The 14,111-nt window shown below is 68.9% G+C and carries 10 protein-coding genes; all 10 read left to right on the top strand.

Annotation, left to right across the window (positions count from 1 at the left end; genetic code table 11):
• Positions 1-10 precede the first annotated feature (10 nt).
• The 10 genes from JVH1_RS07610 (at position 11) to JVH1_RS07565 (ending at position 14,105) form a co-directional block, all read left to right on the top strand.
• Positions 11-1,855 carry a bifunctional diguanylate cyclase/phosphodiesterase gene (locus JVH1_RS07610; protein ID WP_009478994.1) on the top strand — a complete coding sequence of 615 codons (1,845 nt, stop codon included), beginning with the start codon at positions 11-13 and terminating at the stop codon, positions 1,853-1,855.
• Between the two features lie 218 nt (positions 1,856-2,073).
• Positions 2,074-2,511: a holo-ACP synthase gene (acpS, locus tag JVH1_RS07605; RefSeq protein WP_009478995.1), complete on the top strand. Its 438-nt coding sequence runs from the start codon at positions 2,074-2,076 to the stop codon at positions 2,509-2,511.
• Positions 2,508-2,750: an acyl carrier protein gene (locus JVH1_RS07600; RefSeq protein WP_009478996.1), complete on the top strand. Its 243-nt coding sequence runs from the start codon at positions 2,508-2,510 to the stop codon at positions 2,748-2,750. Before acpS ends, JVH1_RS07600 begins: the two co-directional genes overlap by 4 nt.
• Entirely contained in the window at positions 2,747-3,955 is a 1,209-nt protein-coding gene (locus JVH1_RS07595) for an acyl-CoA dehydrogenase family protein (RefSeq protein ID WP_009478997.1), read from the top strand. The genes JVH1_RS07600 and JVH1_RS07595 overlap by 4 nt, the downstream gene beginning before the upstream one ends.
• Entirely contained in the window at positions 3,952-4,902 is a 951-nt protein-coding gene (locus JVH1_RS07590) for an amino acid--[acyl-carrier-protein] ligase (RefSeq protein ID WP_011597873.1), read from the top strand. The genes JVH1_RS07595 and JVH1_RS07590 overlap by 4 nt, the downstream gene beginning before the upstream one ends.
• Complete coding sequence (locus tag JVH1_RS07585) at positions 4,902-5,864, top strand: DUF1839 family protein (protein WP_043781847.1); 963 nt, start codon at positions 4,902-4,904, stop codon at positions 5,862-5,864. The genes JVH1_RS07590 and JVH1_RS07585 overlap by 1 nt, the downstream gene beginning before the upstream one ends.
• A complete protein-coding gene (locus JVH1_RS07580; RefSeq protein WP_009479000.1) occupies positions 5,864-8,332 on the top strand; it encodes a glycosyl hydrolase family 2, immunoglobulin-like beta-sandwich domain protein in 2,469 nt (822 codons plus the stop codon). The genes JVH1_RS07585 and JVH1_RS07580 overlap by 1 nt, the downstream gene beginning before the upstream one ends.
• Positions 8,333-8,451: 119 nt before the next feature.
• A complete protein-coding gene (gene mfd, locus JVH1_RS07575; protein WP_009479001.1) occupies positions 8,452-12,099 on the top strand; it encodes a transcription-repair coupling factor in 3,648 nt (1,215 codons plus the stop codon).
• A gap of 4 nt (positions 12,100-12,103) precedes the next feature.
• On the top strand, positions 12,104-12,970 hold the full coding sequence (locus JVH1_RS07570) for a MazG family protein (RefSeq protein ID WP_009479002.1): 867 nt from the start codon (positions 12,104-12,106) through the stop codon (positions 12,968-12,970).
• A gap of 289 nt (positions 12,971-13,259) precedes the next feature.
• Positions 13,260-14,105, top strand: a complete 846-nt coding sequence (locus JVH1_RS07565; protein ID WP_009479004.1) for a glycosyltransferase family 2 protein — start codon at positions 13,260-13,262, stop codon at positions 14,103-14,105.
• Positions 14,106-14,111: the final 6 nt, after the last annotated feature.

Genomic DNA, 14,111 nt, shown 5'->3' with positions numbered 1-14,111 from the left:
AGGAGGGCCCGTGAACACCGAGAAGCAAACCGAAAAGCTCGAGACCCTGGTGACGACCGTAGCGTCCCGGCTCACGCCTGTCGATGCGGTCTCGTTCAAGCCCGTGGCCACCCGCGTGCTGCAGGATCTCGTGGAGCACTTCGAGGTCGACACCAGCTTCCTCCGGTTCACAGACCACGAGATCGCGGCGACGGTCCTGGTCGCGGAATACCCGCTCCGGCCCTTCATCCCAGACCCCGACCCGCTCGGCATCGTCTACTTCAAGGACGCCGACTCGACGTTCGCCCAGATCGAGCACCAGAAGGAAGTGGCCATCTTCCGGCCGGAGGTGTCCGGTCCGGATTACAACGAGCGGGTTCGCGAGGCGTCCGGGGTGCCGCAGGTGTCGCTCGCAGCCGTTCCGCTGCTGTCCGGTGACACGACGACGGGCACGCTCGGATTCATCAAGTTCGGCGACCGCGACTGGACGCCGCCGGAGCTCGACGTCCTCAAGGCGATCGCCGCCCTGCTCGCCCAGGTTCAGGCGCGCATCGTCGTCGAGGAGCAGTTGCGCTACTCGGCCGACCACGATTCCCTCACCGGTCTCAGCAACCGGCGCGCGCTCTACCACCACCTGGACACTCGTCTCGCCGAGTCCGAAGCCGGGCCGGTCGCGATCCTGTTCCTCGACCTGGACCGGTTGAAGCCTCTCAACGACTTCTTCGGTCACGGAGCCGGTGACGGATTCATCTCGACGATCGCGGACCGGCTCAGATCGACCAGCCAGACCGACGACCTCGTTTCCCGGCTGGGCGGCGACGAATTCGTGCTCGTGCTCGGCGGATCGGTGGGGCTGGAGGAGGCGGAGGTGCGGGCGCAGCACATCCGCGACGTCGTGACCGAGCGGGTGCGTCTCGGCCGCGAGGTGGTCAGCCGCAGCGTCAGTATCGGCGTCGCGGTCGGAATTCCGGGCAAGGCCACCACCAGTTCGCTCCTCAGCCAGGCCGACCAGGCCGTCATGGTCGCGAAGACCAAGGGTGGGAACGCGATCAGCGTCTTCACCGACGAGATGCAGGAGGAGAGCGAGAAACGCAACATGATCGAGCTCAGTCTGCGTGCGGCCATCGCGGACGAGTCGCTGTTCCTCGAGTACCAGCCCGAGGTCGATTTGCGGACCGGCCGGATCATCGGGGTGGAGGCCCTGGTGCGGTGGAATCACCCGCTGCTCGGGTTGCTGCAGCCGGCGTCGTTCATCGACGTCGCCGAGGCGACGAATGTTGCGGGGGAGCTCGGGCGCTGGGTGATCCGGAAGGCCTGCCGGCAGTGGGCCGACTGGCGGTCGCAGGTGCCCGAGCTGGATCTGGATCTTCGCGTCAACGTCTCGCCGGGGCAGTTGGCCGGTCTGGATTTTCTCGACGTCGTCGCGAACGCGTTGACGGAATTCGACCTTCGGAAGGGCGCGCTGTGCCTGGAGATCACCGAGAACGCAGTGCTCAGTGATCTGACCTGGACGCGTGAAGCGCTCGAAGGTTTGCACGCGATGGACGTGGAGGTCGCGATCGACGACTTCGGCACCGGGTTCAGCTCCCTCAGCCACCTCAAGGCGCTGCCGGTGGGGACGCTGAAGATCGACAAAGGTTTCGTGATGAACCTGGATACCAACCCCGAGGATCGGGCGATCGTGAAGTCCATCATCGGTCTCGCCGAATCGTTCGGCCTGGAGCTGGTCGCGGAGGGCGTCGAGAACGTCGAGTCGGCCCGGCAACTCCTCGACATGGGATGCCATCGGGCGCAGGGCTTCCTGTTCAGCCGGCCGGTCTCGGCGGAGAAGATCGGTAAGTTGCTGGCGGCCGGAGCCATCGAGGTCGGGCTGTAGCTCGACTACCAGCCCGGTGCGTCGGTGAGTTCCAGACGAGTCGCGTGCGTCGGAGTTGCTGCTTGATCGCGTTGCCAGGACAGCGTTACAGACCCAGGGTATGTTTATGCCCACACCGCAGTACCTCTTGTCTTGAATTGCCGGTGTGCGGTAACTTCTCGAAGGGTTTGCTGGAGAGTCGCTGAGGGCGACTGTCGAAGACTGGAGCAGGGGGATCGATGTCTGGTGGTTCTGTCTTGTCGATCCCCGAATCCCGTATCGGGTGCGACGTGATGACGGTCGGGCACGTGCGAAGCAGCGTCGAGCGGTTCGGCGACCGCTACCTGACGAGAATCTTCACACCCCACGAACTGGAAACCTGCGAAGGACCTGCGCGGGCCCAACGGCTGGCCGCCCGGTTCGCGGCCAAGGAGGCCGTGGTCAAGGTGTTGCGACCCGGGGACGTCGCCTTGCCGTGGCAGTCCATCGAGATCCGGCGCGAGAGCTGGGGCGGATGCGGAGTGCGCCTGTCCGGCAACGCATCGGACCTCGCCGAGCGGCAGGGGCTCGGTGGATTCGACGTCTCGATCTCGCACGAGGCCGACGTCGCGATCGCGATGGTCACCGCGTCCCGGCTCGGCACCCCACCCCATCACCAAGGAGAACGCCACCCATGAGCGAGCAGACCATCCGCAAGGTTCTCGGCGACCACGCCCGGCTGTCCGTCGATGCCGCGAGCATCGCCGTCGGCGCCGATCTCTACGAACTGGGTTTGACGTCGCACGCGAGCGTCAACGTCATGCTGGCGCTGGAGGATTCGTTCGACGTCGAGTTCCCCGACGAGCTGCTGCGCAAGAGCACGTTCGCGAGTGTGGATTCCATTCGGGGCGCACTCGTCGAACTCGGAGTGGCATGAGCATCGCCCTGGGGAGCGACACCGGGATCGAGTCCGCGCAGTCGTGGGGACCGGCGGCGCGAGCCGAGAGGGTCGTGGCCGAGGTGGCTGCGCGCTGGGCCGTCGACGTCGATCGGGACGCGCGTTTTCCGCAGGAAGCGATCGACGCGCTCCGGGACCAGCGGTTGCTCTCGTGTGCCGTTCCCCCGGAACTGGGTGGCGAAGGTGCGACGCTTCGCGAACTGTGCACGATCGCCCGGACCCTCGGGCGCCACTGCGCCGCGACGGCGATGGTGTTCGCGATGCACCAGACCCAGATCCTCTCGCTCGTACGACATCCGGGTAGCGACGGCGTTTCCGGCTTCCTGCGTGACGTGGTCGCCGGGCAGTTCCTGCTGGCATCGGCCACGACGGAACTGGGCATCGGGGGCGACGTCCGGCGCAGCACGTGCGCGGTGGAGCAGTCCGGCGGGGTGGTGACGCTGGTCAAGAATGCCCCCGTGATCTCCTACGGCGAGTACGCCGACGCGATCCTCGCGACCGCGCGGCGCACCCCCGACAGCCCGCCGAGCGACCAGGTGCTCGTCGTCTGCCGGCGTGCCGACGTGACGCTCGAGCGCACCGGTGACTGGAACACGCTGGGACTGCGCGGAACCTGCAGTCCCGGATTCGTGCTGCGTGCCACCACGACACCCGATCTCGTCGTCGCCGATCCCTATGCGGAGATCTCGGCGGCGACGATGCTCCCGGTGTCGCACTCGGTGTGGTCGGCCGTGTGGCTCGGCATCGCCGACGCGGCGGTGGAGAAGGCGCGGCGGTACGTGCGAGCGGCAGCGCGTAAGCAGCCGGGCGTGGCCTCGCCCGCGGCATCGCGTCTCGCCGAGGCGGCCGCTGTGCACCAGCAGTTCTCGGACATCGTGTTCGCGGCGGCCCGCCGGTTCGACGACGCCGATGCGGCGCCCCCCGGTTCGCCGGAGGCCGAAATCGCGGGTGGAGTGGGCTATTCGCTGGCGATGAACAACCTGAAGGTGACGGCGTCGACGCTGGTTGTCGACCTGGTCGGCAGAGCCCTGCTGATCTGCGGGATCGCCGGCTACCGGGAAGACACGGAGTACTCGCTCGGCCGGCACCTGCGCGATGCGCACGGAGCGGCCGTCATGGTCAACAACGATCGAATCATGGCCAACTCGGCGCAGATGGCCACGGCATACCGGGGGACGATATGAGTACGGATACAGCAGTGGAACGGGAAGAGACGAGCGAACTCGAGCGGGCCCGGCGTGCCTTCCGGGCGGAACTGCTGGACGCCGGACTCCTGGTGGACACGTCCGTCGCCGGCCTATACGGACGGTCGGGGTTGTTCGAGGACATCGTCGACGGCATCGACGCGGTCGTGCGAGCAGCAGGGCCGGGCGCGTCCGCTGCCCGATTCCGGTTTCCTCCGGTGTTCCCGCGCACCAGTTTCGAGCGCACCGACTACATCGCGTCGTTCCCCAACCTGACCGGGGCGATCAACACGTTCACCGGCACCAACGCCGAGCACGCCCAACTGCTGGCGGCGCGAGCCGACGGTGAGAGCTGGGACAAGTGGCTCGAACCGACCGACACGGTGCTGGTGTCGGCGGCGTGCCACCCCGCGTACCCGATGTTCACGGGTGTGTTGCCGGACGGCGGTGCGCTGCTCGACGTGTACGGCTACTGCTTCCGGCACGAGCCGGCGTTCGATCCCGCCCGCATGCAGGCGTTCCGGATGCACGAGTTCGTGCAGATCGGCACGGCGGACCAGGCCGCGACCCACCGTGATTCGTGGATCGAGCGCGGGCTCGAGGTGCTGTCCGACCTGTGGCTGGACGCCACGCCGGTGGTCGCCAACGACCCGTTCTTCGGCAGGGTCGGACGCATGCTCGCCGCCAACCAGCGCGAGGAGAACCTCAAGACCGAGCTCACGGTGCGCCTGTACGGCGATCTCGACGAGGGGACCGCCGTCGTCTCGTGCAACTGCCATCAGGACCACTTCGGTGTCACGTTCGACATCGCCACCGCGGACGGCGGCGTCGCCCACAGTGCGTGCGTGGGATTCGGGATGGAACGCATCGCGCTCGCGATGCTGCGGACCCACGGCATGGACCCGTCGCGCTGGCCGAGTGCGGTGAAATCCCGGATGTCGCTGTGATGTCCCGGCTGATCGACATCTCGCCGGACGGATACGAGCCGCACTCCATCCACTCCGACGAGCGGACGTGGACCGAGACCAACTGCTACCTCGACCTGTGGGTGGAGGTGCTCCACTCGCTCGGGCTCGATCCGGTGCCCGCCGCCGCGTGCGCGTTCGGCGCCCGGTTCGACGGATCACAGTGGACGTTCCTGAAGTTCAAGCCGGAGGATCTGTTCGCGCTGTACGGGATCGACGTGGGGGAGATGAACGTCTGGCGCCGGGTCCTCGACCACGTCGAGGACAACCTCGCTGCGGGAATGCTGTCGACCGTCGAGGTGGATGCGCACTGGCTCCCGGACACGGTGGGCACCGGGTACCGCGAGAGTCACACCAAGACGACGATCGTCGCGAACTACGTCGACCGGGAGGCCGGTGCGCTCGAGTATTTCCACAACAGCGGGTATCACCGGTTGGCCGGTGACGACTTTCGCGGGTTGTTCGGGCTCGACGTCGCCGGGTCGGCGACCTTCACCCCCTACGTGGAGCAGGTCCGGTTCGACGGGGACCCGGGGTACCGTCCGGCGCGCTTCGAGGCGGTGCTGCGTCATCATCTCGCCACCCGGCCGGACGGGAATCCGGTGCGCGAACTCGGCGAACGAGTGGTCGCCGACGTGCCCTGGATCCGCGACGCCGGCATCGACACGTTCCACCTGTGGACGTTCGGGGTGTTGCGGCAGTGCGGTGCCACCGCGGAACTGGCCGCCGACGTCTGCGAGTACCTCGAGCGCAACGGGTTCGCGGGGGCAGCGGCGTTCGCGCCGGGCTTCCGGGCGGTGGCGCAGGGCGCGAAGGGCGTGCAGTTCCAGATGGCGCGGGCCGCTCGCGGACGCAGTGTCGACCCGTCGGCGCAACTCGACGGCATGGCCGAGGCGTGGGAACGGTCGGTGGGTGGCGTGGCGCGAATGGTCGGACGCGCGTAATGGATCTTCTCGCCGGCGCGCGGTGGCGTTGCGTGGCAACGGAACCGGGCTCGGTCACCGATCCGTCGGGCCTGGCTTGTGTGCCGGGTCCGTGGTATCCCGCGCAGGTGCCGGGTACCGCGGCAGGCGCGATCCGGGCGACCCACGGCGTTGCGGCGGCGCGGGCGACGAAGACCGATACGGTGGACTGGTGGTTCGTCACCGACGTGTCCGGCGGCGGCCCGGGGCCGTGGCGGCTCGAGTTCGACGGCCTCGCCTCGCACGCGCAGGTGTGGGCCGGCGAGGACCTCGTCCTGTCTTCGGAGTCGATGTTCGTGCCTGCCTCGGTCGAACTCGCCTCCCGCCCCGGCACGGTCACGCTGGCGATCCGATTTCCGTCGCTCGATGCCGCGCTCCGCCGCCGGCGGCCACGCGGACGCTGGCGGTCATCGCTGGTGAGCGCGCAGGGCCTGCGCTGGGTTCGCACGAGCCTGCTCGGCCGCGCCCCGGTCTTCGGTGGTGTGCCGGCCCCGGTGGGTCCGTGGCGGGCGGTGCGACTGCGCGACCGCGCCGCGCCTGTCCTGTCGGACCGTCACGTGGTCACCGCCGTCGAGGACGGCACGGGCGTGCTGGACCTCGCCGTGCGTGTGCATCGTTCGGCCGGACCGGCTCCCGTCGTGCGGCTCGGCGACCTCACCGTGGACGCGGAAATCGTGGACTTTGGGCGGGGCGCGCAGGAGATCCGCGCCCAACTGCGCGTCCCCGACGTCCGGTTGTGGTGGCCCCACACCCACGGCGCCCCCGCGACGTATCCGCTGAGCATCGTCCTGGGGGAGCACGTCGTCGACCTGGGTGCGGTCGGATTCCGCACGGTGCGTGCGGCGTGCGGCGACGGCGGATTCCGGCTGTCGGTCAACGGAATCGACGTGTACTGCCGCGGCGCCGTCTGGACGCCCGTGGATCCGGTGGGGCTGGGCGGCCGGGATCAGGCTCGGGCCACCCTCGAGCGGGTGGTCGAGGCCGGCCTGAACATGGTCCGCGTGCCGGGCACGACGGTGTACGAGGACGCCGCGTTCTGGGACGACTGTGCCGAACTCGGTGTCATGGTGTGGCAGGACGTCATGCTGTCGACGTTCGACCCGCCCGACGACCAGCCGTTCCTGGACCTGCTGACCGCCGAGGTCGAGGCGGTGCTGCGGCCGCTGTCCGGGAACCCCGCGCTCACCATGTTCAGTGGAGGCAGCGAGACCGAACAGCAACCGGCGATGCTCGGACTTCCGTCGTCGCACATGACGGCGGTGCACGACGTGATTCCGGCGGTGGTCGGTCGGACGGCGCCGGGGTTGGTGCGGGTGTCGTCGTCACCGACCTCGCCGCCGGGCGACGACGCGCTCGCGACCCATGTGGGGACGGGTATCGCGCACTACTTCGGGGTCGGGGGATATCGGCTTCCGCTGTCCGACGTCCGCCAGGCCCGGGTGCGGTTCGCCGCCGAATGCCTCGCGTTCTCGATCCCCCCGTCGGACGCGGCGATCGAGGCCGAATTCGGCAGCCTCGCGGTCGCGGGCCACCACCCACGGTGGAAGGCGGCCGTGCCGCGGGACAACGGGGCCCCCTGGGACTTCGAGGACGTCCGCGATCACTACGTGCGGACGCTGTTCGGCGAGGAGCCGTCGACGGTCCGGTGGAGCGACCCCCAGCGGTACCTCGCCCTCGGCCGGGCCGCCGTCTGCGAGGCGTTCGCGGCGACACTCGGATACTGGCGGCGGCCCGATTCGGGATGCGACGGCGCGCTGGTGCTCGCGCTCCGCGACCTCGAACCCGGCGCCGGGTGGGGGCTGCTCGACTCCGACGGCAGGCCGAAGGCGCCGTGGTTCGTGATGCGGCGGATGTCGCTGCCGGTCGCAGTCCTCCTCGCCGAGGACGGATTGGACGGACTGCGGATCGACGCGGTCAACGACTCCGACCACGAGGTCGCGGGGGAGTTGCGGGTGCAGGTGCACACCCGCACGGGTGCCCGGGCGTTCGACGTCACCGAACCGGTGACCGTCGCCGCGCACGCGGCCCGCCGGTGGTCGCTCGACACGGTGCTCGGGCGTTTCACCGACGCGACCCACGTCCACCGCTTCGGTCCCCGCGGCTACGAGAGCGTGACCGTCCTTCTGTCGAGTGAGGACGGTGTCGTCGCCGAGTCCGTTCACCTCGTCGGCGGACCGGCGCGCGCCCTCGAACGGACCGTCGGCCTGACGGCGGCGGCGCGGCAGACGGCGTCCGGCGACTGGGTCGTCGACGTCGGTACCGACGGCGCTGCGCAGTACGTCCACCTCGAACTCCGCGGCTTCGAACCGGAGGACTCCTGGTTCCATCTGCCGCCGGGCGGAGCACGGATCGTGCCGGTGCGCAGGACCGGGACAGCGGACGCGGTGACCGGGCACGTGCGGGCGCTGAACTCGATGACCGTCGCACCGGTCGTGCAGGCCGCCACCTGATACGGACCCCGGTCCGTCCGTGTGCGATATCGACTAGGCTGGCTCAGTCCGCAACTGGCCGCTCGTCCCGGCCCGAGCTGTTCGCCGGCAGTTCGTCATCACTGCTCAGGAGTGCGTCGTTGTCTTCCCCGCTCATCGCTGCCGAGCCCTCGTCCGACACCCCGCTCGCCGGTCTGGCGAAGATCGCGCTGGGCGACGCAGTCATCGCGCAGGTGACCGAGGCTCTCGGACGCCATCACCTCGACATCGTCGCGCCCGGACCCGCCCGGCCGTTCGTGGCCGCGGCCCTCGCCGAGCGCACCCATCTGCTGCTGGTCACCGCGACCGGCCGCGAGGCCGACGACCTCACCGCCGAACTGCGGGAGATGATCGGCGACGCCGTCGCGCAGTTCCCGTCGTGGGAGACGCTGCCGCACGAACGGCTGTCGCCGAGCGCCGACACGGTCGGTCGCCGCGTGGAGGTGCTCCGCAGACTCGCGCGGCCGGACGACCGCTCGTACGGGGCGCCGCTCCAGGTCATCGTCACCACCGTCCGGTCGCTGGTGCAGCCCATGGCACCGGGACTCGGTGAGATCGAACCCGTCACGCTGCGCGTGGGCGTCGAGCACGACTTCGACGGGCTGATCCAGCGGCTCGTCGAAATGGCGTACACGCGCGTCGACATGGTGGGCAAGCGCGGCGAGTTCGCCGTCCGCGGCGGCATCCTGGACCTGTTCTCGCCCACCGCGGATCATCCCGTGCGCGTCGAGTTCTGGGGCGACGAGGTCACCGAACTGCGCGCGTTCTCCGTCGCGGACCAGAGGTCGCTGCCCGAACTCGACATCGACGCGGTGATCGCCCCGCCGTGCCGCGAACTGCTCCTCACCGAGGACGTCCGCGACCGGGCCGCGCAGCTCGCGGTCGACAACCAGGCCGACGCCGCGCTCGTCGAGATGCTCGACAAGATGTCGGCCGGCATCCCGGTGGAAGGCATGGAGGCACTGCTGCCCGTGCTGCGGCCAGGGCAACTGCAGTTGCTCACCGACGTGCTGCCCGAGAGCGCACACGTGCTGCTGTGCGATCCGGAGAAGATCCGGACGCGCGCCACCGACCTGGTGCGCACCGGTCAGGAGTTCCTCGAGGCGTCGTGGACGGCGGCCTCGATCGGCGGCGCCGCCCCGCTCGACACCTCGGTGCTGAGGGGTGACGGCATCGATCTCGGCGCCTCCGCCTACCGCTCGCTCAGCCAGGTCCGTGAATCCGCGGAGGCCAGGGGCCTGCCGTGGTGGACGCTGAGCCCGCTCGCGTCGGGCAACGGCGAGGAACTGGAGCTGGCGGTCACGCCGGCACCGCAGGTCCGTGGGTCCGACGACCTGCTGTCGGAACTGTTCGTGAGTCTGCGCGCCCACGTCACCACCGGCGGGCGCGCCGTCATCGTGGTCGCGGGCGCCGGCACCGCGCATCGCGTGCTCGAGCGTCTGCGCGAGGCCGAGGTGCCCGCGGCGGAACTCGCGCCCGGCACCGAGCCCCCGCGGGGCCAGGTCGGGGTGCTGCGCGGTTCGCTCCACGACGGCCTGGTCTTCCCCGGCGACGACTCCACTGCCGGACTCGTCATCGTCACGGAGGCCGATCTCACCGGCAACCGGGTGGCCGCGGTCGGCGACGGCAGGAGGCTGCCGGCGAAGCGCCGCAACCAGGTGGACCCGCTGGCCCTGACCGCCGGGGACATGGTGGTGCACGACCAGCACGGCATCGGACGATTCGTCGAGATGGTCGAACGCACCATCGGCGGCGCCCGCCGCGAGTACCTGGTGATCGAGTACGCCGCCAGCAAGCGCGGACACCCGGGCGACCGTCTGTTCGTTCCGATGGAGTCGCTCGACCAGTTGTCGCGGTACGTCGGCGGCGAGTTGCCCGCGCTCAGCAAGCTCGGCGGTTCCGACTGGGCCAACACCAAACGCAAGGCGCGCAAGGCGGTTCGTGAGATCGCCGGTGAGCTCGTCCAGCTGTACGCGGCGCGGCAGGCCGCACCCGGACATGCGTTCGGCCCGGACACCCCGTGGCAGAAGGAGATGGAGGACGCGTTCGCGTTCACCGAGACCCACGACCAGCTGACGGTCATCAGCGAGGTCAAGGCCGACATGGAGAAGGCGGTCCCGATGGACCGCGTCGTCATCGGGGACGTCGGCTACGGCAAGACCGAGATCGCGGTGCGGGCGGCGTTCAAGGCGGTGCAGGACGGCAAGCAGGTGGCCGTCCTGGTGCCGACGACGCTGCTCGCTCAGCAGCACCTGCAGACGTTCACCGAGCGCATGGCCGCGTTCCCGGTGACGGTGCGCGGGCTCTCCCGCTTCACGGATGCGGGAGACTCCAAGGAGACCATCGCCGGCATGGCCGACGGCGAGATCGACGTCGTGGTCGGCACGCACCGGCTGCTGCAGACCGGGATCCGGTGGAAGGACTTGGGCCTCGTCATCGTCGACGAGGAACAGCGCTTCGGTGTGGAACACAAGGAGCACATCAAGGCCCTGCGCACCCACGTGGACGTTCTCACGATGTCGGCCACGCCGATCCCGCGAACGCTGGAGATGAGCATGGCGGGCATCCGCGAGATGTCCACGATCCTCACGCCGCCGGAGGAACGGCACCCCATCCTCACCTACGTCGGTGCGTACGCCGACAAGCAGGTGGCGGCGGCCATCCGACGGGAACTGCTCCGCGACGGGCAGGTGTTCTACGTCCACAACCGGGTCAGCTCGATCGACAAGTCGGCCCAGCGGATCCGCGAACTCGTCCCCGAGGCGCGGGTCGTGGTGGCACACGGGCAGATGAACGAGGACACCCTGGAACGGACCGTGCAGGGCTTCTGGGAACGCGACTACGACGTGCTGGTGTGTACCACCATCATCGAGACGGGTCTCGACATCTCCAACGCCAACACGCTCATCGTCGAACGCGCCGATTCCCTCGGCCTGTCGCAGCTGCACCAGTTGCGCGGGCGCGTCGGGCGGAGCCGGGAACGCGGCTACGCGTACTTCCTGTACCCGCCGGAGAAGCCGCTCACCGAGACTGCCTACGACCGCCTCGCGACCATCTCACAGAACTCCGACCTCGGTGCCGGCATGGCGGTCGCGATGAAGGACCTCGAGATCCGCGGCGCCGGAAACGTGCTGGGCGCCGAGCAGTCCGGTCACGTCGCGGGTGTCGGGTTCGACCTGTACGTGCGGCTGGTAGGGGAGGCGGTCGAGGCGTTCCGGGCGGCGGCCGACGGCAGGCCGATCACGACGGAGGACGCCCCGAAGGAGGTCCGTATCGACCTGCCCGTCGACGCGCACATCCCTCCCGACTACGTCACCAGCGACCGCCTCCGACTCGAGGGCTACCGCAAGCTCGCGGCGGCCACCGAACTCGACGGCATCACGGCCGTGGTCGACGAACTCGTCGACCGGTACGGACCGCTGCCCGAGGAGGTCCGCCGACTGGTCTCGGTGGCCAAGCTGCGCCTGCTGGCCCGCGAGTACGGACTCGAGGAGATCGCCGTGGTCGGGACGCAGCTGAAGATCGCACCGATGGCCCTGCCCGACTCGAAGCAGTTGCGCCTCAAGCGGATCTACCCGAGCGCCCAGTACCGTGCCACCACCGGAATGGTGCAGCTGCCGCTGCCCCGGGCGGGGTCGGGCGGAATCGGCGCGGAGCGGGTGCGTGACGTGGAGTTGCTGCAGTACATCGCCGACTTCGTGGTCGCGCTGGACGGCAAGGCCGCCGGGTCCGTGGTGATGGAGGCCTGACCCGATGACGGTGGTCCTGCTCGACCCGTTGCGGCCGACGACGATCCCGATGGAGGCCGTCGGGGTGGTCGGTGACGGGGTGGAGTTCACCGACGAGGTACCCCAGGGCGTGCGGACCCTGCTGACCGAAGCACCCGGGGCCGCCGTCCTCGTCAGTACCGACCCCGACCACCCCACCGTGCGCGAGTGGGTCGCATCGGGGTCACGCGTCATCGCGGCACCGAAGGTCCCGGGCGACAACCTCGTCGAGGCCGCCGAGGTGATGGACCGACTGTGGAGTTACGGCGGCTGGGAAGTGACGCAGACGCACCGCACCCTGTCGCACTACCTCGTCGAGGAGACGTACGAGGTTCTCGACGCGATCGAGTCGTCCGAACCCGCTGACCTGCGTGAAGAACTCGGAGACCTGCTGCTGCAGGTTCTGTTCCACTCACGCATCGCCTCGGCGTCGGGCAATTTCGACGTCGACGGCGTGGCCGCGACCCTGGTGGCCAAACTCGTGCACCGCAGTCCCCACCTCGGGGAGGACGTCGTCGGACCGATCGACATCGCGGAGCAGGAACGGGCATGGGAGATCCGGAAGGCGGCGGAGAAGGCGCGGAGTTCCTGCCTCGACGGCGTCGCGATGAGTCAGCCCGCGGCGTCCCTCGCGGCGAAGGTGATCGCCCGCGCGAGCAAGGCCGGCCTGCCGCCGGAGCTCGTGCCCGTGGAGATCGAGTCCGGTCTGGCAGCTGAGGCGGAAGCCGAGACGAGACTCCGGGCGGCGACGCACGCGTTCATCACCCGGATCCGGGCAGCCGAGAATGCGGCGCGTGCACAGGGCAAGTCCGCGCTCGGAGCAGCGGACTGGGCGTGTCACTGGCCGTCGTGAGAACGACCGGTCCGCGCGATCGCTCCGGTTTGCCGAAATGTAACTGAGTTGTAAGTCACTCCGCGTTAACTGGTGCACAAGAAACAAACTTGAGATAGGTTTATCCCTGCAAAGAAGACCGATAGTCGAAAACATTGATGTTTTCTGAACTGCGGGGGTTCGAACGGTCTCTGCTTCCTTTGCACGCTGCACGTGGTGAGGACATCACTCCAGACACGGGGTGGTCAGTGCTCGCATGGGACGACTGTGATGCTGCCGGGCCATTCGCCCGACGAGGAAAGACGGACAAATGAGCCTCTACACGCCTGATCGCCTGGAACCCTCCGACGGTACCGACGTCGTGGGCGTCGACCAACGCAAAGGCGAAGACAACGGTCGCAACGACGGGGACGGGTCGCAGCGGCCGACGGTCACGGTCGTCGTGCCTGCCATGAACGAAGCCAAGAACCTCCCGCACGTTGCCGCGCGGATGCCGGCCGACATCGACGAGATCGTCTTCGTCGACGGACATTCCGTCGACGACACGGTCGAGGTGGCCAGGAGTCTCTGGCCCGACGCCACGGTCGTGACACAAAGCCGAAAAGGCAAGGGCAATGCCTTGGCCTGCGGTTTCCTCGCCTCCACGTCGGACATCATCGTGATGATCGACGCCGACGGATCCACGGACCCGGCCGAGATCCCGCTGTTCGTCGGGGCACTCGTGGCAGGCGCGGACTTCGCGAAGGGAACGCGCTTCGCCGCCGGCGGCGGAAGCTCGGACATCACGTTCAGCAGGAAGCTCGGAAACAAGGCGTTGAACGCCATCGTCAACCTCAAGTTCGGGGCGTCGTTCAGCGATTTGTGCTACGGCTACAACGCATTCTGGCGTCACCACGTCCCGGTGATGGCGCTGCCATCGGTCGACGCGACAGAGGCGCAGTGGGGCGACGGCTTCGAGATCGAGACGCTCATCAACGTGCGAGTCGCCAACGCGGGTCTGAAGATCACCGAGGTCCCGAGTTTCGAACAGGACCGCATCCACGGCGAGAGCAATCTCAACGCGGTACGTGACGGGCTCCGGGTGCTGCGCACCATCAGGAGCGAACAGCGCACCCCCGCAGCGGACGTGTCCCCGGCCCCCGTCTCGCGAGGCTGAGCAACC

The organism is Rhodococcus sp. JVH1 (assembly GCF_000280725.2).
GTDB classification, from domain to species: Bacteria; Actinomycetota; Actinomycetes; order Mycobacteriales; family Mycobacteriaceae; genus Rhodococcus_F; species Rhodococcus_F jostii_A.
Note: the sequence above shows the minus strand (reverse complement) of the source record. Positions and strands in the feature narration are given on the sequence as shown.

What these genes read in the sequence shown, in the direction of transcription:
- JVH1_RS07600 (WP_009478996.1), top strand. Translation starts at nt 2,508, where the DNA reads ATGAGCGAGCAGACCATCCGCAAGGTTCTCGGCGACCACGCCCGGCTG.
- JVH1_RS07570 (WP_009479002.1), top strand. Translation starts at nt 12,104, where the DNA reads ATGACGGTGGTCCTGCTCGACCCGTTGCGGCCGACGACGATCCCGATG.
- JVH1_RS07565 (WP_009479004.1), top strand. Translation starts at nt 13,260, where the DNA reads ATGAGCCTCTACACGCCTGATCGCCTGGAACCCTCCGACGGTACCGAC.
- JVH1_RS07580 (WP_009479000.1), top strand. Translation starts at nt 5,864, where the DNA reads ATGGATCTTCTCGCCGGCGCGCGGTGGCGTTGCGTGGCAACGGAACCG.
- JVH1_RS07585 (WP_043781847.1), top strand. Translation starts at nt 4,902, where the DNA reads ATGTCCCGGCTGATCGACATCTCGCCGGACGGATACGAGCCGCACTCC.
- acpS (WP_009478995.1), top strand. Translation starts at nt 2,074, where the DNA reads ATGTCTGGTGGTTCTGTCTTGTCGATCCCCGAATCCCGTATCGGGTGC.
- JVH1_RS07590 (WP_011597873.1), top strand. Translation starts at nt 3,952, where the DNA reads ATGAGTACGGATACAGCAGTGGAACGGGAAGAGACGAGCGAACTCGAG.
- JVH1_RS07595 (WP_009478997.1), top strand. Translation starts at nt 2,747, where the DNA reads ATGAGCATCGCCCTGGGGAGCGACACCGGGATCGAGTCCGCGCAGTCG.